Here is a 21234-nt window from a genome sequence, read left to right as displayed (position 1 = left end):
GGCGATGGGAAGAGGGGACTGAGAAGGCGCGCCTGGGCTTCTTCACGGGGCGGCGCGCTCCTCACGCGAGGCGGCGCGCGCCGCGTGGCGGGGCGGCGCGCTTCGAGCGCGAGGCGGCGCGCGTCGCGCTCAGGTGCGGGCGGCGGCGCGGCGCGCCGTGATGAAGGATCGCACGCAGAGGGCGACGTAGCCCGCCGAGAGGACGGCCATCACGGACTGGGCGATGACGGCCGGGGGGCGCGCCACGTCGCCGCCGGAGAGCAGCGTCGGCAGCTGGGTCAGGCCCCGGGCGGAGCCGAGGAAGCCGAGGACGCCGACCATGGCCGACGCGTGCATGGCGTGCATGCGGTACTTCTCCTGTCGCGCGAGCAGGCCGAGCCCGATCGCGACGACCCCGAAGCCGGCCGGGATGAGCGCCGTCGGCGCGCTCGTCGCCGCGAATCCGCCGACGCCGAGCGCTGTGAGCAGCGCGCCGTAGCCCATGGTCAACGTGGACATGCTCGACATGAAGAGCCTCCTTTTCTTTCGGAGGCCCGGGATACCGCGCCGGGCGCGCGTCCGCCACCGCATCCGCTCGCCCGCCGCGCGCCCGCGACCGCGGCCGCCCGTGATCGTCGCGCTCGCGTCCCTCAGCCCTCGCGCCCTCGCCGGTCTTTGCGGGCGGAGCGCCGCGGCGTGGCTAGAATCCGCCGTCGATGCTCGGCCTCTCCCGCCTGCGGGACAGCTTTGCCTACACACCACGGGCGCTCCAGCTCGTCTGGCGCTCGTCGAAGGCGGCGAGCGTCGCCCTCGGCGCGCTCACGCTCGCCGCGGCGGCGCTGCCGCTCGGGGTGGCCTACGTGGGAAAGGCGATCACGGACGCGGTGGTCGCCCGCGACGAGCGCGCGGCGCTCGTGTGGGTCTCGGTCGAGCTCGGCCTCGTGGCCGCGCTCGCGCTCGCGCAGCGCGGGCTCTCGCTGACGCGGCAGCTGCTCGGCGCGCGGCTCTCGATCGACATCCACGGGATGATCCTCGAGAAGGCGCTCTCGCTCTCGCTGGTCCATTTCGAAGACCCCGAGTTCTACGACCAGCTCACCCGCGCGCGCCGCGAGGCGTCGTCCCGCCCCGCCGCCGTCGTGACCGAGAGCTTCTCCCTCGTGCAGAACCTGATCACGCTCGCGGGGTACGCCGCGCTGCTCGTCGGGTTCAGCGCCCTCGCGGTGCTCGCGCTCGTGCTCGCGGCCGTCCCCGCCACGGTCGCCGAGGCGCGCTTCTCCGGCGCGGCGTTCCGCCTCCGGAACTGGCGCTCTCCCGAGGCCCGCCGGCTCAATTACCTGGAGTACGTGCTCGCCAACGACGGCCACGCCAAGGAGGTGAAGCTCTTCGGGCTCGGGCCGACGTTCCTCGAGCGGTACAAGGCGCTCGCGGCGTCGTTCTACCGGGAGGACAGCGCCCTCGCGGTCCGCCGCGCCGGGTGGGCCTATGGCCTGTCGCTCCTCGGCACCGCCGCGTTCTACGGCTGCTATGGCGCCATGGCGGCCGGCGCCGCGGCGGGGCGCCTCTCGCTCGGCGAGATGGTCCTTTACGTCGCCGCCTTCCGGCAAGGCCAGCAGGCGTTCCAGGCCGTGCTCGCCGGCGTCGGCGGCATGTACGAGCACAACCTCTACATGTCGAACCTCTTTCAGTATTTGTCCATCCCGACCGGCGAGCCGCCCGCGCCGCAGGCCGGCCGCGGAGACGCGCCTGCGCCCCTGGCGGTCGACCGCGGAGACGCGCCTGCGCCCCTGGCGGAAGGCGGCGCGCGCGACCGGGGCGTGCGGTTCGAGGGGGTCGGCTACCGGTATCCTGGCCAGTCGCGCTGGGCGCTCCGGGGGATCGATCTCCACATCCCGAGCGGCCAGAGCCTGGCGCTCGTCGGGCACAACGGCGCCGGAAAGACCACGTTCATCAAGCTGCTCGCGCGGCTGTACGAGCCCACCGAGGGGCGAATCCTGCTCGACGGCAAGGATCTCCGCGCCTGGGATCCCGACGCGCTCCGCCGGAGGATCGGTGTCGTCTTTCAGGACTTCAACCAATACCAGCTCACGCTGCGCGAGAACGTCGGGCTGGGCAGCGTCGAGCACCTCGCGGACGAGCCGCGCGTCGCGCGCGCGGTCGCCGAGGGCGGCGCCGACGAGGTCGTGACGGTCGTGCCCGGGGGCCTCGACGCGCAGCTCGGGCGCTGGTTCAAGGGCGGCGTCGAGCTGAGCGGCGGGCAGTGGCAGAAGGTGGCGCTCGCGCGCGCCTTCATGCGCGAGCAGGCCGACATCCTCGTGCTCGACGAGCCGACCGCGGCGCTCGACGCCGAGGCCGAGCACGCGGTCTTCCAGCGGTTCCGGTCCCTGTCCAAGGGGCGGACGACCATCGTCATCTCTCACCGCTTCCCGACCGTGCGCATGGCCGACCGCATCGTCGTGCTCGACGGCGGGCGCATCGTCGAGGAGGGCACCCACGACGAGCTCGTCGCCCGTGGCCAGCGTTATGCCCGCATGTTCGCGCTGCAGGCCGAAGGGTACCTGTAGCGCCGCCGGCGCGGCGCGTTCGGCGCGCCGGCGAGCGGGCGCGCTCCTCACGCGGGGCGGCCTGCCTTCTCGGGGGCTCGGGCGAGCTCTGCCTGCTAGGCTCGCGCTCATGCGCGACACGCTCCCCAAGGAGGTCGGCCAGGCGGTCCACATCCTCCGGTTGCTCCGTGGGCTCAGCATGCAGGAGTTCGCGGAGCGGGCGCAGCTCTCGGCCACGTACCTGCGGCAGGTCGAGCGCGGCGAGCGGGATCTCGGGCTCGGCGCCCTCGGCCTGATCGCCCAGGGGCTCCAGTGCGAGCCGCGCCTCCTGCTCCCCGGCGACGGGCGCAGCCCTGTCGGCTCCATCGTGGCAGAGCGCTTTGACCAGGCCGAGGAGACGCTCCAGAGCGCGATCCTCTTTCTGCTCATGGAGCCTGACGATTCACCGAGAAAGCAAGCAATGCTCGCCCTCGCCAGCGAAGATCCGGAGCGCGCACGCCCGGCGGCTCCGCCCAAGTCGCCCCGCCCGGAGCGCGCTTTTTCAGGGCGTATTACTCCGCCGTCGAGCCGTCGTTCCGGAAAGTGATAGACCCGCCTCGCGCGCTCCGCGGCGCCGGTCCGCGCTGGCGACGGCTTCCGCGCGCCTGAGACCTCTGTTACTGTCCCCGCCAACCGATGTTCCCCGCGCCGTGTCCGGGGGTGTCATGGACTCGAACCTCGTGCCGGAGGTCCGACGCAGTGAGCAGAATCTTTTGGGCTGATCCAACACCGCAGCCAGCATTGAAGAACGCGCGCCGCGCTGTCCTCTCCTTCCAGCGCGCGAGGCCTGAATCCTCCGTGCCCGTCGCGCGGATCGAGGCGGAGGGGCCATGGTGATCCTCGGGCAGGAGTTCGCGGGGTACACCATCGTCGCGAGCCTCGACTCTCCCGCTCCGGCGGAGGCGTATCGCGCGCTCGACGCGGATGGCCGCGAGGTGACGCTCTATGTCCAGGAGGGCATGGGCATCGACGCCGATGCGTTCCGCGGCGCGATGGAGAGGCTCCTCTCGCTGTCTGCGCGGGTGCACGGCATCGTGCCTGTGATCGCGGGCGGGATGGAGGGAGATGCGGGGTGGATCGCTGCCCGGCAGAGCGACGATCCCTCGGTGGAGGATCTGCTGCCCCGGCTTCGCTCCGTCGCGTACGAGCTCGTCGTCGACGTCGCGCGGACGCTGGGCGCCGCGCACGCGCTGGGGCTCTCGCACGGGGATCTCGGCCCGCACACGGTGGTGATCACCGGTCAGGGCGCCGCTGTCCTGAGGGCGTTCGGGCTGCACACGCTGTTCGGGGCGCCCGAGGACGCCATGGCGGATGCGGCGCGGTACCGGGCGCCGGAGCTCTTCGATTCTCGCGCGATCGATGAACGAACCGACGTCTACGGGCTCGGCATGCTGCTGTATTGCCTCCTCGGGGGTCAGCGCCCGTTCGACGGCCGCGACGATCTGGATGTGTGCGCGCTCGACGAGGTGCCGCCGCCGCTCGAGGGGGTGTCGGCCCAGGTGAACGAGGCGCTGGCCCGGGCGCTCGCGAAGGACCCTGACGCGCGATTCCAGACGGTCCACGAGCTCATGGCCGCCGTGCGGCCGCTGCTCGTGGGCGCGGCGCCGCTCGCGGGGGGCGCTCCACCGCCGGGGGGGTCGCGCCCTCGAGCAGCGGCCGCCTCGTCGCTGCAGGAGCCGGCGCCGGATACGGAGCGGAGCGTGCCCGCTCCGGCGTCCCGCAACACGCTGCCCACCGGGACCCTCCCTCCGGAGGCCATGCGGCACCCCGTCGTCGAGATCGCCGCGCCGCGCTCGCGCAGCAACGTCCTGCTGGCCGGCGGAGCGCTGCTGCTCGTCGCGCTGACGAGCGCCGCCGTCGCGGTGCCGTTGAGCTCGTACATCGCCCGACGTGGGATACCGCCCTCACCCGCCGGACCGCCGGTTCACGTGAGTGATCCACATCACAATGAGCCGACAGCGTCCCCGGTACAGTGCGAACCCGGCGCCTCCGAGGCGGCGGGTTCTGCCGTGGAGGCGCCGGCGACGAAATCCGGGGTGACGCGCCGTGCTGAGCCCGCCCCGCTGGTCGCGACTCCCGCCGTGGAAGCCAAGGGTAGCCCCGGGCAACGGTGGTACGGCGACCAGCTGTTCTGAGGCAATCGCGCAGGCCGGGTAGCAAACGACACCCCGGCGGATTGGGGCCGCCGGGGTGTCTACGCCGCAGACCTCGTGCCGGAGGCCTGGACGCATGGCTACCCTACTCAATGCATTGCCTCGATCGATCGAATTTTCTCACTTCGAGGACAATTTTTCTTCGATTGCCAGCAGAGCCGCCTTTTCGGCGGGATTTTGGAGGGCGGGCGGCGGGTGAACCGACCGAGGTTGAGGGCGGGGTGCCGACCGAGGTTGAGGACGGGGCGCCGACCGAGGTTGAGGGTCGGGTGAACCGACCGAGGTTGAGGGCGGGGTGCCGACCGAGGTTGAGGGCCGGGTGAACCGACCGAGGTTGAGGGCGGGGTGCCGACCGAGGTTGGGGATGCCGGCGCAAGCCCTAGGGCGCGGTCGGCCCTCGGGCGCCCCTCGGCTCACCGCGATCGCTCAGCGGAGCTCGTTCCCCGGAAGCGGCTGGAACACGTTGGCCCGGTACCACCTGAGCTCCTCGATCGACTCGCGGATGTCATCGAGCGCGCGGTGGATCTCGCGCTTCTTGGGCGCGGCGCGCAGCGGATACCAGCGGCGCACGAGCTCCTTGAGCGTCGAGACATCCACGATGCGGTAGTGCAGAAAGGAGAGGAGCTCCGGCATGTAGCGCTGCAGGAAGGCGCGGTCCTTCCACACGGAGTTGCCGCACAGCACGGCCGTCCCCTTGTCGCAGTGCGCCTCGAGGAACGCGCGCGTCTCGGACTCCGCGTCGCCGACCGAGAGCGTGGACGCGCGGATGCGCTCGAGGAGCCCCGAGCGCTCGTGGAGATCGCGGACGAAGTCGCTCATTCCCGCGAGGACGCTCTCCGGCTGGTGGATGACGAGGCACGGCCCCTCGGCGACCACGGTCAGGTCGGGCTCCGTGACGATGGTCGCGATTTCCACGATCGCACACGAGCTCTCGTCGAGCCCCGTCATCTCGAGATCGACCCACACCATGCGCTGCGACCGGTCCGTCATCGGCGGCGAGCATAGCCGATCCGCGCCGGCTCAGGTCCACCGAGAGCCGGCGCGACCAGGCTGCCCCGGGAACGGGCGGTGTGCTAAGCACGGGCCGGACACCGGGCTCGGAGGCCTGTCATGCGAGACGTCTTCATCGTGGATGCCGTTCGCACGCCGCGCGGGCGCGGCAAGGCGGGCAAGGGAGCGCTCTCGGGCGTGCACCCTCAAGAGCTCCTCGCGCAAACGCTCAATCGCCTGGCCGAGAAGACCGGGATCCGCAAGCAGGACGTCGAGGATGTGGTCGTCGGGTGCGTGACCCAGGCGGGCGAGCAGGGCGCGTGCATCGCGCGCACCGCCATCCTCGCGGCCGGCTGGCCGGACGTCGTGACCGGCGTGACCGTCAACCGCTTCTGCGGCTCGGGCGCGCAGGCGGTGAACTTCGCGGCCATGGGGGTCATGTCCGGCCAGCAGGAGGTCGCCGTCGGCGGCGGCGTCGAGAGCATGTCGCGCGTGCCGATGGGCTCGGACGGCGCGCCCCTCGACGGCAACAACCTCGCCCTCCGCAAGAAGCTCGCGATGGTCCCGCAGGGCATCTCGGCGGATCTCATCGCCACGATCGAGGGCTTCTCGCGCGAGGACGTCGACCGCTTCGCGCTGGAGAGCCAGCGCAAGGCCGAGCGGGCCGCGGGCGAGGGGCGCTTCGCGAAGAGCCTCTTCACGGTCGTCGATCTCGACGGCAAGCCGCTGCTCGACAGGGACGAGCACCCGCGGGCCGGGGCGACGATGGAGGCCCTCGCGAAGCTCGAGCCGGCGTTCGCCAGCCTCGGGTCGACGCCGATGGGCCCCGCCGGCGAGACCGTGGATGCGCTGGCGCTGGCGCGCTATCCGCAGGTGGCGTCGATCCGGCACGTCCACACGGCGGGCAACTCGAGCGGCATCGTGGACGGGGCGGCGGTCGTGCTGCTCGCGTCCGGCGACTACGTGAAGGCGCACGGGCTCGCCCCGCGGGCGAGGATCCGCGCCACGGCGACGGCCGGCGCCGAGCCGGTGATCATGCTGACGGCCCCCGCGCCCGCGTCGGAGCGCGCCCTCAAGAAGGCGGGCATGCAGGCGCGCGACGTCGATCTCTGGGAGATCAACGAGGCGTTCGCGGCGGTGCCGCTGCAGACGGCGCGCAAGCTCGACATCGACCTCGACCGCGTCAACGTGAACGGCGGCGCGATCGCGCTCGGGCACCCGCTGGGCGCGACCGGGGCCTGCCTGATCGGGACGGCGCTCGACGAGCTCGAGCGCGCCGGCAAGGCGACCGCGCTGATCACGCTGTGCATCGGCGGAGGGATGGGCGTGGCGACCATCCTCGAGCGGGTGTGAGCCGCTCCGGCGCGGCGATGGGGGTGCGCGACGATCACGGGAGCGCCTCGGACGAGCACGGGCGCGGCGCTCGGCGCGGCGAGGGGCACGATCACGGGCATCACCATGCCCCGGGTCACGACCACGATCACGGCCATGACCACGACCACGGCGACCCGCAGCACCACGACCACAGCCACGATCTCCGGCGCGCGCCGCTCCGCCGGCTGATCGCGGCGTTCGCGCTCACGACGTCGTTCCTGGTCGTCGAGGCGGCGGTCGGGTGGTGGTCGAAGAGCCTCGCCCTGCTGGCCGACGCGGGCCACATGCTCGCGGACGCCGCGGCGCTCGGCCTGGCCATCATCGCCCAGCGCATCGCGGCGCAGGCGCGGACGCGCGAGCGGACGTACGGCTTCCGGCGCGCCGAGGTGCTCGCGGCCTTCGCCAACGGCATCGCGCTGGCGCTGACGGCGATCTGGATCTTCATCGAGGCGGCCCACCGCTGGCGCGCGCCCCAGGCGGTGCACGCCGAGGCGCTGGCGATCACCGCGGCGCTGGGGCTGCTCGTGAACGTGGTCGCGGCGCTGCTGCTCTCGACCGGCGAGCACGGGCACAACATCAACACGCGGGCCGCGCTGGCGCACGTGCTGTCGGACGCGCTCGGCTCGGTCGGCGCCATCACGGCGGGCGTGCTCATCCTCGCCTTCGGCTGGACGCGGGCCGATCCGGTGATCAGCGCGGCCATCGGCGCCCTCGTGCTCTGGGGCGGCTGGCGGCTCGTGCGCGACACGTCCCGCGTGCTCATGGAGGGCAGCCCGATCGAGATCGATCTCGCCCACGTCGAGGACACCATCCGGAGCGTGCCCGGGGTCGTCGACTTCCACGATCTGCACGTCTGGTCGATCTCCGACGGCTTCAACGTGCTCACCGTGCACGTCGTCCTCGCCAAGGGGCACCACGGCACGAACGTGGCCGCCGCGGTGGCCCGGCGGCTGCGCGAGAAGCACGCGCTCACCCACTGCACGATCCAGCCGGAGCCGCTCCAGGAAGAGCTCCTGGTGACGCTCAGGCGGCCGGGCGCCGGGGCCCCTGGCGGGGACGGGCCCGCGGGCGAACGGAGCGGCGCGTAGGGCTCCTACCGGGACAGGCCCTTCGCCCGCGTCAGACGCCGCACTCGACGTTGCCGCGCTGGAGCGCCGTGAGGCGCGAGTCGCCGAGCGCCTCGGCCTCGGCGAGGAGCCACCGGAACATCGCGTTCGCGATCACCCGCTCCTTGCGCGTGTTGAACAGCCAGACGGCCGCGTGGCACACGTCGGCGTGCAGCTTGGGGAACGCGAGGCGGCGGAACTCCACGCCGACGAGCACCGCCGCGGCCTCGTACTGCGCGCGCAGCGACGTCCACTCGCGCCACTCCGAGAGCGCCGGCAGCTCGCGCCGTTCGTCGACGCGGCGGCGCAGGGCGTCGCACGCGATCTCGACCTCGGACAGGAGCTCGTCGCGGAGGCGCCGGCGCGTGCGGCCGATGGTCGCGCCGAGGTCGTCCCACGCAGCGCGCGGCACGCGCGCCGCGCGCAGCGTCGCCGCGAGGTCCTCCTCGACCGCGCGCGCCAGCGGACCGAGCGCCGCCTGCGCCCCCGAGGCGCCGAGCGATGCCGCCCGCTCGCGGAGCTCGGCCTGCGCGCGCTCGTCATCGAGCGCCGCGTCCCACGCGCCGCCGAGCCGCCTGAGGTCGTCGCCCGAGACCTGGTCCCGGGGCCGGAGCAGCAGCGCGGCGTGGAGCAGCACCGCCCGGCTCCACAGATCGCCCTCGGCGACCTTCGCGGCGCAGGGCTCGGGCTGCTCCGGCTCCGGGCGGGGCGCGCCGTCGCCCGCGGCGAGGGCGCGGCGCAGCAGCGGGAGCGTGGCGCGACGCCGAGGCGCGGCGAGCCAGCGCAGCCAGAGCTCGACAGCGCCCGGCGCGGTCGCGTCGCCGAGCAGCCGCGCGGCGGCCGCGCCGAGGAGGGCCGTCGCCCGGCCGCCCCCGTCGGCCGCGCGCTCGATCACCGCCGCCCAATCGCCGCGGGCGGCCGCCTCGGCGGCGAGCCAGGCCGCGGCGATGCGGCGGGCCTCGCGGGGGCAGGCGTGCTCGTCGAGGCTGGCGACGCTCGCGAAGAGCGCCCGCGCGCCCTCGACGTCGCCGCGGTACGCCGCGAGCATCGCGCCGGCCGCGACGCCCGCGCCGCGCAGCGGCTCCGTGCCCGCAGCGACCGCCCCGCCGTCGCCGCCCCGTTCCGCGCCGTGGCGCTGGCCGGTCCCCTCCAGCAGGTCGCCGATCCACGCCTCCGCCGCCGGGTCCGGACGCCGCGCGCGGCAGAGCGCCCACGCCGCCGCGAGCGCCGCACCGCCGCGCGGGTCGGCGGGCCACGCGAAGAGCGAGCGCCTCGCGGCGCCGTACGCCGCGCGCGGCAGGCCGAGCGGGATGAATACGTGCCGCGCGGCGAGCCAGGGCCCGAAGAGCGCAAGGGCCGGCGCGAGCACGAGGAGGCCAACGAGCGACCCGCGCGGAACGGTGGACACGAAGAACACCGCGAGCACGCCCAGGAGGATGCGCGCGAAGGTGCGGCCGAGCGCGTGGTCGTCGGTCGCCCTCTGGGCGGCCATCCGCCGCTTGACGAGCAGGGGCGCGACGATGACCGCGGTCACGACGATGAGGACGGCCATGATCGCGAGGGCGAGGTGGCCCATCACCGCGCCCTCCAGCCGAGCGCGGACAGCGCCTCGGGCCACGGCGCGCGCGGATCCTCCCCGGGCGGCTCCGGCGGCGGCAGCTCGCCGAGGTCGTCGTCGAGATCGTCCTTCGGCGGCGGCCTCGGGTCGAGCCGCGCCCAGACCTCGTGCGCCAGGCGGCGCTCCGGATCCCGCAGCGCCGCCATCGCCTGCCGCACCTTGTCGGCCGTCCGCGCGCCGGGGCCGACCGGCGTCGGGTACGTCGCGGCGCTCGCCAGCTTGAGCTCGAGCATCCCGAGCAGCTTCTGCCCCTCGCGCTCGATCTCCGCGCGGCTCGCGCTCGGGCGCAGACCGAGCACGTAAAACGGGTTGTCGCGGATGCGGCCGAGCGCGTCGTCCATCACCGCACCCCCGACTCGTGGCCGAGCCTGCGCTTCTGCGCGTCGACCGGCAACAGGCGCCAGAGCTCCTCGGTGATCGTCCTGAGCGCCGCCGTGTCGCCGCGCTCCGCCGCGCCGCGCCCGTCGCGCACGAGCCGCTGCGCGCGGACCAGATCCGAGGCCTGGTGCGCCTCGGAGGCGGCGTCCTCGAACATCCACACCCACGCCTTCGGGTGGCGCTGGAACGCCGCGCTGCTCAGGTTGCGGACCAGGCGCAGCTGCCGCTGCAGCTCGACCTGGTTCTTCTCGGCGCGCGCCCGCGCGACGCCCTGCGCGGCCTCCTCGAGGAGCGCCTTCTCGGTGCTCGATCCGAGCTGCGAGATCCACGTCGACGCGCTCGCGACGGCGGCCTGGGCCTCGGCGTCGAGCTCCGGCCAGCGCTTGTCGGCCTCGGCCTGCTCGAGCAGGACGTCGAGATCGAGCAGCGCGCGCCGCGCCTTCTGCCCCGCGTCGGCGTCGCCGCCGCGCGCCGCGGCGGCGTCGCGCTCCACCTCGGCGAGCGCGCACTCCACGTAGGTGACCTTGCCGAGCGCGTGCGGCGCGTCCCTGCGCAGGGCGGCCTCGCGCACCGCGGCGAGCCGCTCGCGCATGGCGGCGATCGAGGCGTCGAGCACCTCCGGCGCCGCCTCGGGGACGAGCAGGTGCGCGACGCGCTCGAACACGAGCCCCTGCGACGGGATCAGCGCGCGCGCCGAGAGGTGCCCGCCCCGATCGAGCTCGAGCGTCAGCTCGATCGCCGAGCCCGCGGGCAGGGTCGCGGTGAGCCCGCTCCCGTCGATCTCGAGCGTGCCGACCACGCGGCAGAGGTGGGCGACGTCGAGCTCGCCCTGCACGACGGGGATCTTCAGCACGCACGCGCTGGAGCCCTTCGGGACGCTCTCCACGCTGTGGTGCACGAACGTCCGCCGGGCCGGCAGCGGCGCGCCCCGCTCGAAGTAGACGCGCACGGAGTTGTCCGCGAGCGCGACCCCGATCGTGCGCGACAGCGGCGGATCGCCGATCGTGAGCCCCTGGACGATCGTGATCGCCTGCGGGTGCACCGGCACCCGCGCGCCGCCGGCCGCGCTCGCCTCGATGTTGAACACGTTCGGCCGGCGCGGCAGCAGGTCGAGGGTCACCACGAACGCCCCCTCGGCGTCGAGCGGCGCCTCGGCGCTCGTCCACCCGTCGCCCTCGCGCGCGAGCCGGATCCGCTCGGGCGCGGCCCCTGGCCCCTCCATGACGCGGCCGACCACGTGGGGCGTGAGATCGCTCGACATGGCCGGGTACTGGAGCCACAGCCGGCGCCCCTCCTCCTTGGGCCGCGCGCCCGAGGAGGAGGCCCGCGCGTCGAGCCCCGCCGTCGCCGCGTAGATCGCGGCCCCCTGCGCGACGAGCGTCATCGGATCGAGCCCCTCGCCGAAGGGCGCGCCGAGCGCGCTCCGGACGCGCTCGCGCAGCGCCGGCATCACCGTCGGCCCGCCCACGAGCACGACGCGCGCGAGCTGCGACGCGTCGAGCCCGTGCGCCGCGAGCAGCCGGCGGCAGACCTCGACCGAGCGGTCGATGATCGGCGCGCAGAGCGCGTCGAGCGTGGACCTCTGCAGGACCAGGTCGACGTCGACGGGCGCGCCGTCCACCTCGAACGCCGCGGGCACCGCGAGCGCCGCCTCGTCGGCGCGGGTGAGCTCGATCTTGATCTCCTCGACCGCGAGCTTGAGCTTGCGGAGCGCGGCGGCGTGCCGCGGGTCGGCGCGGCTCACGGTGACGCCCTGGGTGCGCGCGATCTCGGCGAGCGCCCAGTCGACGATCGCCCAGTCGAAATCGCGTCCGCCGAGGAAGTTGTCGCCGTCGTGCCCGACGACGCGCAGCAGCCCGTCGCGCGTCTCGAGCAGCGAGACGTCGAACGTCCCGCCGCCGAGGTCGTAGACGAGCCAGCTGCCCGTCGACTCCTCGACCGTCCAGCCGGCGGCCAGCGCCGAGGCCACCGGCTCCTGGATCAGCTCGACGCGCTCGAACCCCGCGCGCCGCGCGGCCTCCGACGTCGCCGCGCTCTGGGGAAGCTCGAAGAGCGCGGGCACGGAGATCACCGCCGAGGCCGGCAGGACCCCGAGGTGCTCCGCGACGTCGGCGCGCAGGGAGCGCAGCACCTCGGCGGCGAGCTCCTCGGGCTTCTTCGCGACCTTCGCCGCCGCGAACTCGATCGGCTGGGCCGTGCCCATCAGCCGCTTGAACTCCGCGCGGGTGTTCTGCGGATCGCTCTCGAGGAACCGGCGCGCGCGCGCGCCGACCGTGATCGTCCCGCGCGCGTCGATCCGCACCACGCTCGGGGTGAGCGTCGCGCCCTGGGAGTTCCTGACGAGGGTGACCTTCTCGCCGTCGAAGGCGGCCGCGGTCGAGTTCGTGGTGCCGAGGTCGATACCGACGTAAAGCGGGCGTGCAGCCATCGCTCGCAAGGATACACGCGCGGAACGGCCGCCGCCCGGCGAGGCATGGAACACGCCCGGCGAAGCCGCTGGCGCGCGGCTGGCGCGCCGCGGGCGCCCGCCCGCCCGCCCGCCGCGAGGCGCGTCCGCCCGCGGGGTACGGGAACAGCGTACGTCAGCGCAGCGCCGCGACGCCCGCGGTCAGCCTGCGAGCAGCTGCGTCACCCAGACCCGGCCGGTCGGGTCGCGCACGACCGCCACGCCGGTCCTCCGGTAGCGCCGGTCGAGCAGGTTGCCCCGGTGCGACGGGCTCGCCCAGATCGCGCGGTGCGCTCCCTCGGTCGTGCCCGAGCTGGCCACGTTCTCCCCCGCGATCGTCGCCTCGTACCCGGCCGCCCTGAGGCGCGCCGCCGGATCGCCCGAGCCCACGTCGTGGCCCACCATCTTCGCCTTGATCATCTCCTCGGAGTGCGCCCGCGCCAGCGCGGCGAGCGCCGCGTCGCGCGCGAGCGCGGGCAGGCGCTCCGACGCCCGCGCGGCGTTCATCATCCGCAGCATCGCGTCCTCGTCGCCCTGCGCCCCCTTCGCGGCCTCCTCGCCCGGCGCTGCAGCGCGGACGAACCGGCCCGGCGGAGCGCTCCCCGCGAAGATCATCGCCTCCAGCACGGGCCTCGGCCCGGTCGACACCGTGGCCAGCACCTGCACGAGCCAGCTCCCCGGCTGGTCGACCGCGAAGCTCGAGCGGAGCCGCGCGCCCGACAGGGAGCTCAGCACCGTCTTGGGCGCGCCCCGCGGCCCCAGCAGCACCACCTTCGCCGCGGTCGCCGGGACCCGCATCGTCCCTTCGAGGGTCACCCATTGCCCTACCCGCGCGGTCGTCGGCAGCGGCGACAGATCCGCGAGCGCGTCCACCCCGATCGCGGACACGATCACCGTCCCGTCCGGCTTCTTCGCCTGGGCCACCCCACATCGCCGCACCCCGAGGGAGGTCCACCCCGAGAGCCACCCGTCGATCCGCGCCCCGATCTCCGCCGGACCGAGCCCTCGGCCGGAGATCGACCATCCCCTCGGCCAGGCGTGCGGCGCGCCGGCGGCGCGCAGCGTGAACGAAAGCTCGTCGGGCGCCATGATCTCCCCGCCCTGGAGCTGCCGCTCGACGTTGCGCTGGGCGACGGCGGCGAGCGCCGTGTCCGCGCTGCCGCAGCGCGCCGCGAGCGCGGCGATCTCCGGCGAGACCGCCTTGGGGGGTTGGGGCGAGCGCGTCGTCGCCTCCCACGTGAGCGCCGGCGGCTCCGCTGCCGCCACGCCCGCGGAGGCGAGCGCCGCGCCAAGCACCCCGCTGGCCCACCATGACCGCATTCGACTCGGCTAGCAGGTTTCCCGCCCCGGCGCTCGTTCACCTGAGTCGCCGCGAAAGCCGCGCGGTCCCGCGGGCGGCTCGTGCTACCGTGGCCGTCGCGCAGCATGGCTGAGGTCTCCAAGGCCGCGAAGGTCGGCGTGATGACGATCGTGCTCGCGGGCGCGGCCTACGGCGGGTACCGCTTCGTCTCGCGCGACGTCGGCGGCGGGAACGGCTACCGCGTCTGGGCCACGCTGCCCGACGCGATCGGCGTATCTCCGCAGTCGCGGGTGATGATCTCGGGCATCCAGGTCGGCGTCGTCGACAAGATCTCGCTCTACAACGGCCAGGCGCGCATCGACATCAAGATGAGCCCCGACGTCCCGCTCTACGAGGACGCGGCCATCGGCAAGCGCGCGACGAGCCTCATCGGCGAGTCGTTCGTCGTGCTCTCGCCCGGCACCGAGGGCAAGCCGCGCATCCCCGACGAGGGGAGGGTCCTCTATTACATCGACGAGCCCACGATCCAGTCGATGCAGGGGCAGGTCTCCGAGATCCTGAAGGACGTCAAGGCCGTCACCGAGACGCTGAGGAACACCGTCGGCTCCGAGGGCGGGCAGGAGCGGCTCGCGCAGATCCTCGAGAACCTCGCCGAGGTCACCGAGCAGATGAACGCGACCGTGCGCGAGAACCGCGCGGGCGTCACGGAGACCATCAACAACATCAACCAGATCACGGGCGACTCGGGCCCGCGCCTGCGGGAGATCCTGCGCAACGTCGAGCAGGTGAGCCGCGACATCCGCATGATGACGGCCGCGGCCGAGGTGCCCGGCCGGAACGGGCAGCCCGGGGAGCTCCGGAGCGCTGCAGAGCGCGTGGGCCGCGCGACCGAGAGCCTCGAGTCGGCGCTGAAGCACGTCGACAGCGTCGCCGCGCGCGTCGACCGCGGGGAGGGGACGCTCGGCCGCATCACCCGGGACGAGACGCTGATCAACGAGGTCGAGACGGTCGTCGAGAACGTCGGCGAGCTCGTCGGCGGGCTCAGCCGGTTCCAGACGGTGGTCGGGCTGCGCACCGACTACAACTTCCTCGCGAACACCATCAAGAGCTACGTCGAGCTCAGGCTCCAGCCGACGGAGGACAAGTACTACGTCGTCGAGCTGGTGAACGACCCGCGCGGCAAGACGGACTTCCAGCAGATCGACGTCGACACGACCAACCCGAACGAGCCCGCGCACTACCGCGAGGTCCGCACGATCACGACGAACGCCTTCCGGTTCTCGTTCCAGTTCGCGAAGCGGCTCGGCCCCTTCACGGGCCGGTTCGGCATCAAGGAGTCGACGGGCGGCCTCGGCCTCGATCTCCACCTGCTCGACGATCGGTTCGAGCTCCGCCAGGACCTCTTCGGCTTCGGCGAGGAGCTGTCGCCGCGCTGGCGCGTCGCGCTCGCGTACGAGTTCATCCGGAAGCTGTGGCTGCTCGGCGGGATGGACGACATCCTGAACGCCGATCGCCGGGATTACTTCATCGGCCTGCAGCTCCGGTTCAACGACGCGGACCTGAAGACGGTCCTGCCCTTCGCGCCGTCGGGCTTCTGATCGCGCCCCCGCCCTCTCGGCGCGGCCCCGGAGGTGCGCCCGGGCCCCTGTGCTATAGCGCGAGCATGAAGCGCTCGCTTCTTCACGGAGTGCGTCGCGGATACGCGCTCTTGATCCCCTTCGTCGCGATCTCCGCGGCGGCCTTCGCTTCGGCCTGTCAGGGGTGCAAGCTCCCCGCGACGGCCGCCGTGAGCGCGGACGCGGACGTGGACGCGAACGCGAACGCGAACAAGCCGACGGTGCGGCTCTACGTGCTCAGCACGGTCGCCGGCGCGCTGGAGCCGTGCGGCTGCACGAAGGATCAGCTGGGAGGCATCGACCACCTCGCCGCCTTGATCGAGGCCCAGCGCGGCGAGGCCCCGGATCGGCTCGTGGTCGGCGCCGGGCCGATGCTCTTCACGGACCCCGAGGTGAAGCCGGAGCGCTCCTCGCAGGACGCGTGGAAGGCCGAGGCGATGGCGCTCGCGGCGAAGGACATCGGGCTGACGGCGTGGGCGCCTGGCGAGAACGACTGGGCGCTCGGCGCGGAGGCGCTCGGCAAGTACCAGGAGCAATCCGGGGCGGTGCTGCTCGGCAAGAACCTCGAGGGCGCGAAGGGCGTCCAGGGCGTCGTCGTGCGCGACGTCTCCGGCGTGAAGGTGGGCCTCATCGGCGTGAGCGACCCGAAGGGCCGCGCCGGCGCCTACCCCGACGGCGTCAAGGCCGGCCCGGCGATCGACGCGATGAAGGCCGGCGTCGAGGAGGCGAAGAAGCAGGGCGCGAGCGTCTTCGTGGGGCTCGCGGCGCTGCCCAGGGGCGAGGCGCTGCGGCTCGCGGACAACGTGCCGGAGCTGCACGTGCTGGTGCTCGGCAAGCCGAGCGAGCGCGGCGACGGCAACGACGGCCCGAAGCCGCCGGAGATCATCGGGTCGACGCTTGTCGTGGAGACGCCGAACCACCTCCAGTCGGTGGCGGTCGTGGATCTCTTCGTTCGAGGCGGCGGCAGCGGCCCGCTCGTGTTCGCCGACGCGGGCGGCGTCGCGAAGGCCGGGGAGCTCATCAGCCTGTCGGAGCGCATCCGGGAGCTCGAGATCCGCCTCAACGGCTGGGAGGGCGACAAGCGGGTGGCGGCGAAGGACGTCGAGGCGCGGAAGGCGGATCTCGAGAAGCTCCGGGCCGAGAAGGCGCAGCTCGAGGCGGCGGAGACGAAGGTGACCGGCAGCTTCTTCCGCTACAGCTCGGTCGAGGTGCGCGAGAAGCTCGGGGCCGACAAGGACGTCGCCGGGCAGCTCCTCGCCTATTACAAGCGGGTCAACGACCACAACAAGCAGGCCTTCGCGGATCGCGTCCCCGAGAAGCCGGCGAAGGGCGAGGCCAGCTACATCGGCATCGACGCCTGCACGAACTGCCACGACGAGGAGCGCAAGGTCTTCGACGGCACCGCGCACGCGCGGGCCTACGCCACGCTGCAGCAGGATTTCAAGGAGTTCAACCTGGACTGCGTGAGCTGTCACGTGACCGGGTACGGCAAGCCGGGCGGCTCCACGGTGACGCACAACGCGTCGCTGCAGAACGTGCAATGCGAGGAGTGCCACGGCCCCGGCTCGCTCCACGCGAAGGATCCCGAGAAGAAGGGGCTCATCGTGCTCTCGGCCCCGCCCCAGAGCTGCGTCACGCAGTGCCACCACCCGCCGCACGTGGAGGGCTTCGACCCCGTGGCCAAGATGCAGCTCATCCTCGGCCCCGGGCACGGCAGGGACTGAAGGAGGGGGCGCGGCGGCGGCCCTCTCCCGCTGGTTCTTCTGGTTCTGGGCTGCTCCTGGGCTGCGGCATTCCCGCGCCGTTTCGATCGCGCTACGGAATGCGCCTGTGACGAACGTCCACGCCGTCGTCTCCCGCCTTGGCCCGGTCGAGAGCGCGATCCTTGCGGAGCTCGCCGCGGGCGCGCCGCCGTTCGCTGTGCACCGCCGCGCCGCGCTGAGCTCGACGCTCCGCTACCTGGAGGGCGGCAGCGGCTCGCCGGTGGTCCTCCTGCACGGCCGCGGGAACGCCGCGACGACGTGGTTCCCGCTGCTCCCCGAGCTCGCGCGGCGCCACCGCGTCGTCGCGGTGGATCTTCCCGGCTTCGGCCACGCGTCGTCTCCGCCCTTCGAGGGCGGGGGGTTCGAGGAAGGCCTCCGCTTCTTCGCCGATCCCGTGGAGGAGCTCCTTCTCGAGCTGGATCTCGGCGACGCCGCCCTCGTCGGCCACTCCCTCGGCGCGCTGGTCGCGGCGGAGATCGCGCTCCGCAAGCGCGCGCGCCCGCGGAAGCTCGTGCTCATCGGCGCGATGGGGGTCGGTCCCGTCATGACGGCGTGGAGCCGCGCCTATTTCCGCGCCCCGCCGGAGCGCCTGGCGCGGGTGCTCGGCCCCGCGCTCTTCCGCCGCATCCGTCCGCCGCGGCCCACCCCGCTCGGCGAGCGCCTGGCCGCCTTGCACGGCGAGTTTTACGCCGTGCCCGACGGCCGGGTCGCGCCCGTCGCCGCGTTCAACGCGCTGTTCCCCGCCCTCGGCGCCGTTCCCGATCGCCTCCCGCGGCTCGGCGAGATCGACGCGGAGACGCTGGTGCTCTGGGGCGAGCGTGACGACGTGTTCCCGGCGCCGCTCGGCATCGCCGCGGCCGCGGCGATCCCCCGCGCCACGCTGCACATGGTGCCGCTCGGGCACGCTCCTCACCTGGAGGATCCGGCGGTCGTCCTCCCGGCGCTCACCGCGTTTCTCTCGGCCGGCGCAGATCCCTCCCTGTAGCCCTCCTGGGCGTCATGACACGGCCGTGCCCTCCGGGAAGGGGGCCGGTGGGCGTCCAGGAACTGGGGAGCGCCGTCCAGGGACGCCAGCGCGCCCCTGTCGAGTCCAGGGCCGCTCAGTGCACGCCGCCGACGAGCCACGCCTGCGCCGGGACGAGCACCTCTTCGGGCGAGCCTCCGCCCTGCGACGCCGGGCCGGTCGCGCTGCCGTCTCCCATCGGTGCCATGCGGAACCCGTGGTCGCCGAACACGAGCAGCAGCGTCCGCGGCGGCAGGCTGGCCATGAACCGCGCGATCACATCGGCGACCTCCTCCGCGATGGCCTCGATCCGCTCGGCGAACGGCGGCCCAGCGGCGCGCAGGCGCGCCTCCACGAGGTCGAGCTTCATCAGCTCGCGCGACCCGACCCGCTCGCGCCGCAGCGTCGCCACCGCGCGCCCGCGGGCGATGGCGGGCTCCGCCTCGCTCGGGGGCATCGTCTCGCGGAGCCCGTCCGGTCCTCGGGCGAGCAGCGAGATCTGCGCCGTGGTCGTCGGCGGCAGCGCCGCCCAGAGGAGCGATCGCTCCACCAGGATGGCCCGATCCACCAGGATCTCCTTCAGGTGCGCGGCGACCCGCTCGCCGAGGTCGAAGCGCATCGCGTCCACGAGCAGGAGCTTCACCCCGCGCGCCCCGTTGAGCCGGGCGATGCGGGAGGCGATGTCCGGGGCGTCGAACACCATGGGCGGCCGCTTGCCGGTCACGCGCAGCGCCGAGAACGCCTCCCGGTAGCTGTGCTCGAAGCTGGTCCTCCAGCTGTCGACCACGCCGCGCACGGCAGCGTCCGTCTCGCCCGCGAGCGTCGCGCCGAGCAGCGGCGTGTAGTGGGTCGCGAACAGCTGTTCGATGACCCGGACCGGCTTCGGGCCGCGGGCGTTGTCGAGCTCGACGGCGAGCGCGCGCCACTCCGCCGCGCTGAGGATCCGGTCGCGCGGCGCCTTCCGCTCCCGCCGCGCCTGCGGGGGCGCGTCGGCGTCCGCCTGGGCTCCGTCGGCGTTTGGCGCGTTTGGCGCGTTTGGCGCGCTCGGCACGCTCGGCGCGTTCGGCGCGGCCTCGTACGCCCCTCGCGGCGGCCTGAGCGTCATCGCTGCGCCGCGCTCCTCGTGCGGCGCGCCCGGCTCGGCGGCCGGCGCGGCCGGCTCGGCGCTGGCGGGCGCCATCCCGGCCGTCTCGTCCGTGGCCGGCGGCGTGCTCGCGCCCGGCGCCCGCGCCGCGACGGCGCTTCTCCCGGCGACGGCCGCCGGCGCGTCCGCGCGGCGGATCCTCGAGGAGCGGGGGGGCAGCACGCCGCGCAGCCGCCCGTCCGTCCGCCCTTCGGCGGAGGCGGGCGACGCTGGCGCACCGTGCGCTTCGGGGGCCGTCGGCCTGGCCTCGAGCGCCTCGTCCGGGGCTGTCGGTCCGGCCTGGGGCGCCTCGTCCACGGCTGTCGGCCCCGCCGGGAGCGCCTCGACCGGGGCTCTCGCTCCGGCGCTCGGCTGCGCCGGCCCGACGGGGCGGTCCTCCCCGCGCGCCGCGAGGCTCCGCGCCTGCCCGCGCGGGGACATGGAGGAGACGGCGCCGTACCCGCCGCGCGTGCTCCTCTCGACGAGGTCCGCGAGGGGCACCGGCGCGAGCACCTGCGCGGACCTGTCGTCCGCGTCGAAGACGAGGGCGACGGGCGCCTCGCGCGCCGCGCCGAGCCAGGCGAGGAGCGTCGCGCTGTCGTCCGGGTGGAGCGCGCGCGGCGAGGCTGAGCGCCCGCCCGCGAGGCGCGGAAGGGCGACGGCGAGGCCCGCGGCGCCGAGCGCCCTGGCCCGGAAGATCTGGTCGGCGATCACCACCTCGACCGGCGCGCCTTCCTGGACCCGCGGCGGCAGCGCGCCGCGCAGGGCCAGCGCGAGCTCGACGGCCTCCTCGATCGTCGCGCGGAGCTGCCCGTCGGGTGCTGCCGGCGCGCTCGCCCAGAGGAAGCGCTGCGACCTGAGCTCGCGCTCGGAGTCGGCGCCCTGCCCGCTCGGGGCGAAGCGGGCCGTGCCGCACGGGGGCGCAGGGGGGGACGTCGGTCGGCCCTCCTCGGAGGCGGAGTCGAGGCGGGAGACAGGATCGAGGCGCATCGCGCCGGACCCTCGCAGAGCTCGCGGAAATGGGCCAAGTTTCGGCGAGCGAGCGAATGCGCGTGCGTCCGAAGGCCGCGCCGGCCGCGGCGTCCGCGGGCCGCTCGCGAGGCCGCGGCGGGTCTCGGGTGGGGGCCTAGCGGGACTCGCGCGCGGTCTCGGCCATGAGGGCGAGCAGGGAGCAGGCGATGGCGAACCGGGCGTCGATTCGCCCCTGGTTCATCGACAGGTCGAGCGTGAACTCCTTCACGAACCACCGGAACACCTGCTTCACCTTCGCGACCTCCTGCTGATGGAGCTCGATGTGCCACTTCCCGATGAGGAGCGGGAACATGCGGCGGAGCAGCGCGGCGCCGTCCTCCTGCATCAGCCCGACCGGCTGATCCGCGGGGTCGAGGATGTCCCAGGTGTCGCGGACGATCGATTTGAGCCCGCGCGAGCGGATGGTGCCGACGCGCTCGCCGGTGCGCGCGTCGAGGACGTCGAGGCACCGGTTGAGGGCGATGACCTGCCGCGAGCGGATCGTGAGCAGCGGCTGCGACTCCGACTCGTCCGCGAAGAGGGTGAACTCCTCACGCAGCTTGAGCAGCGGGTGCTTGACGAAGCAGACGAGGGAGCCGTCGGGCGCATAGACGTGGAACTTGCGGCCGAGCAGCGACCAGAAAGGCCGCTTGATCGTGTACGTCGGGTGCGAGAACGGTTGAACCGCGAGGCCGCCGTACGCGGCTTGGGCTTGGACCATGGGGCTGGCAGGCTGCATTGGCGTCGAGTAGGCCGGAGCCGAGCGCGTCGGTCAAGCCGCGACGACCGCGCGTC

At 73.9% G+C, this 21234-nt stretch carries 16 protein-coding genes; 8 read left to right on the top strand and 8 right to left on the bottom strand.

Going from position 1 to position 21234, the window contains the following annotated elements; all coding sequences use genetic code 11:
• Positions 1–129 precede the first annotated feature (129 nt).
• Positions 130–507, bottom strand: a complete 378-nt coding sequence (locus tag WME97_RS41135) for a hypothetical protein (protein WP_437545963.1) — start codon at positions 505–507, stop codon at positions 130–132.
• A 188-nt stretch (positions 508–695) separates the two neighbouring features.
• On the opposite strand from WME97_RS41135, the gene WME97_RS41130 reads away from it, so the two are divergent.
• From WME97_RS41130 to WME97_RS41120, 3 genes are all read left to right on the top strand, one after another.
• Positions 696–2540, top strand: coding sequence for an ABC transporter ATP-binding protein (locus tag WME97_RS41130; protein WP_437545961.1), 1845 nt, complete (start codon positions 696–698; stop codon positions 2538–2540).
• 109 nt (positions 2541–2649) lie between these two features.
• Positions 2650–3105 carry a helix-turn-helix domain-containing protein gene (locus tag WME97_RS41125; protein ID WP_437545959.1) on the top strand — a complete coding sequence of 152 codons (456 nt, stop codon included), beginning with the start codon at positions 2650–2652 and terminating at the stop codon, positions 3103–3105.
• Positions 3106–3388: 283 nt separating this feature from the next.
• Positions 3389–4693 (top strand): serine/threonine protein kinase, encoded by a 1305-nt coding sequence (locus WME97_RS41120; RefSeq protein ID WP_437545957.1) that lies wholly within the window; start codon positions 3389–3391, stop codon positions 4691–4693.
• Positions 4694–5137: 444 nt separating this feature from the next.
• Here the strand turns inward: WME97_RS41120 and orn are convergent, their stop codons facing one another.
• Entirely contained in the window at positions 5138–5701 is a 564-nt protein-coding gene (gene orn / locus WME97_RS41115; protein WP_012240261.1) for an oligoribonuclease, read from the bottom strand.
• Between the two features lie 120 nt (positions 5702–5821).
• Here orn and WME97_RS41110 point away from each other — a divergent pair, with 120 nt between their 5' ends.
• Together WME97_RS41110 and WME97_RS41105 are read left to right on the top strand one after the other, a co-directional pair.
• Positions 5822–7054 (top strand): acetyl-CoA C-acetyltransferase, encoded by a 1233-nt coding sequence (locus tag WME97_RS41110; protein WP_437545955.1) that lies wholly within the window; start codon positions 5822–5824, stop codon positions 7052–7054.
• Positions 7051–8163: a cation diffusion facilitator family transporter gene (locus WME97_RS41105; RefSeq protein ID WP_437545953.1), complete on the top strand. Its 1113-nt coding sequence runs from the start codon at positions 7051–7053 to the stop codon at positions 8161–8163. The genes WME97_RS41110 and WME97_RS41105 overlap by 4 nt, the downstream gene beginning before the upstream one ends.
• 31 nt (positions 8164–8194) lie before the next feature.
• Here WME97_RS41105 and WME97_RS41100 read toward each other — a convergent pair whose 3' ends face one another.
• The 4 genes from WME97_RS41100 to WME97_RS41085 all read right to left on the bottom strand — a co-directional run bounded on the left by WME97_RS41100 (position 8195) and on the right by WME97_RS41085 (position 13943).
• A complete protein-coding gene (locus WME97_RS41100) occupies positions 8195–9799 on the bottom strand; it encodes a hypothetical protein (RefSeq protein ID WP_437545951.1) in 1605 nt (534 codons plus the stop codon).
• Positions 9757–10140, bottom strand: a complete 384-nt coding sequence (locus WME97_RS41095; protein ID WP_012240257.1) for a hypothetical protein — start codon at positions 10138–10140, stop codon at positions 9757–9759. The genes WME97_RS41100 and WME97_RS41095 overlap by 43 nt, the downstream gene beginning before the upstream one ends.
• Positions 10140–12605: an Hsp70 family protein gene (locus tag WME97_RS41090; RefSeq protein ID WP_437545949.1), complete on the bottom strand. Its 2466-nt coding sequence runs from the start codon at positions 12603–12605 to the stop codon at positions 10140–10142. The genes WME97_RS41095 and WME97_RS41090 overlap by 1 nt, the downstream gene beginning before the upstream one ends.
• Before the next feature lie 180 nt (positions 12606–12785).
• Positions 12786–13943, bottom strand: a complete 1158-nt coding sequence (locus WME97_RS41085) for a CAP domain-containing protein (protein WP_437545947.1) — start codon at positions 13941–13943, stop codon at positions 12786–12788.
• Between the two features lie 105 nt (positions 13944–14048).
• On the opposite strand from WME97_RS41085, the gene WME97_RS41080 reads away from it, so the two are divergent.
• The 3 genes from WME97_RS41080 (at position 14049) to WME97_RS41070 (ending at position 18287) form a co-directional block, all read left to right on the top strand.
• The gene (locus tag WME97_RS41080) at positions 14049–15521 is read left to right on the top strand and encodes an MlaD family protein (RefSeq protein ID WP_437545945.1); all 1473 of its coding nucleotides are present in this window, start codon (positions 14049–14051) and stop codon (positions 15519–15521) included.
• Positions 15522–15586: 65 nt separating this feature from the next.
• A complete protein-coding gene (locus tag WME97_RS41075) occupies positions 15587–17263 on the top strand; it encodes a multiheme c-type cytochrome (protein WP_437545943.1) in 1677 nt (558 codons plus the stop codon).
• Positions 17264–17369: 106 nt separating this feature from the next.
• Positions 17370–18287: an alpha/beta fold hydrolase gene (locus WME97_RS41070; protein ID WP_437545941.1), complete on the top strand. Its 918-nt coding sequence runs from the start codon at positions 17370–17372 to the stop codon at positions 18285–18287.
• A gap of 115 nt (positions 18288–18402) precedes the next feature.
• Here the strand turns inward: WME97_RS41070 and WME97_RS41065 are convergent, their stop codons facing one another.
• A complete protein-coding gene (locus WME97_RS41065; protein ID WP_437545939.1) occupies positions 18403–20418 on the bottom strand; it encodes a hypothetical protein in 2016 nt (671 codons plus the stop codon).
• 136 nt (positions 20419–20554) lie between these two features.
• The gene (locus WME97_RS41060) at positions 20555–21160 is read right to left on the bottom strand and encodes a hypothetical protein (RefSeq protein WP_437295507.1); all 606 of its coding nucleotides are present in this window, start codon (positions 21158–21160) and stop codon (positions 20555–20557) included.
• Positions 21161–21234 lie beyond the last annotated feature (74 nt).

The organism is Sorangium sp. So ce367 (genome assembly GCF_051520455.1).
GTDB classification, from domain to species: Bacteria; Myxococcota_A; Polyangia; order Polyangiales; family Polyangiaceae; genus Sorangium; species Sorangium cellulosum_B.
Note: the sequence above shows the minus strand (reverse complement) of the source record. Positions and strands in the feature narration are given on the sequence as shown.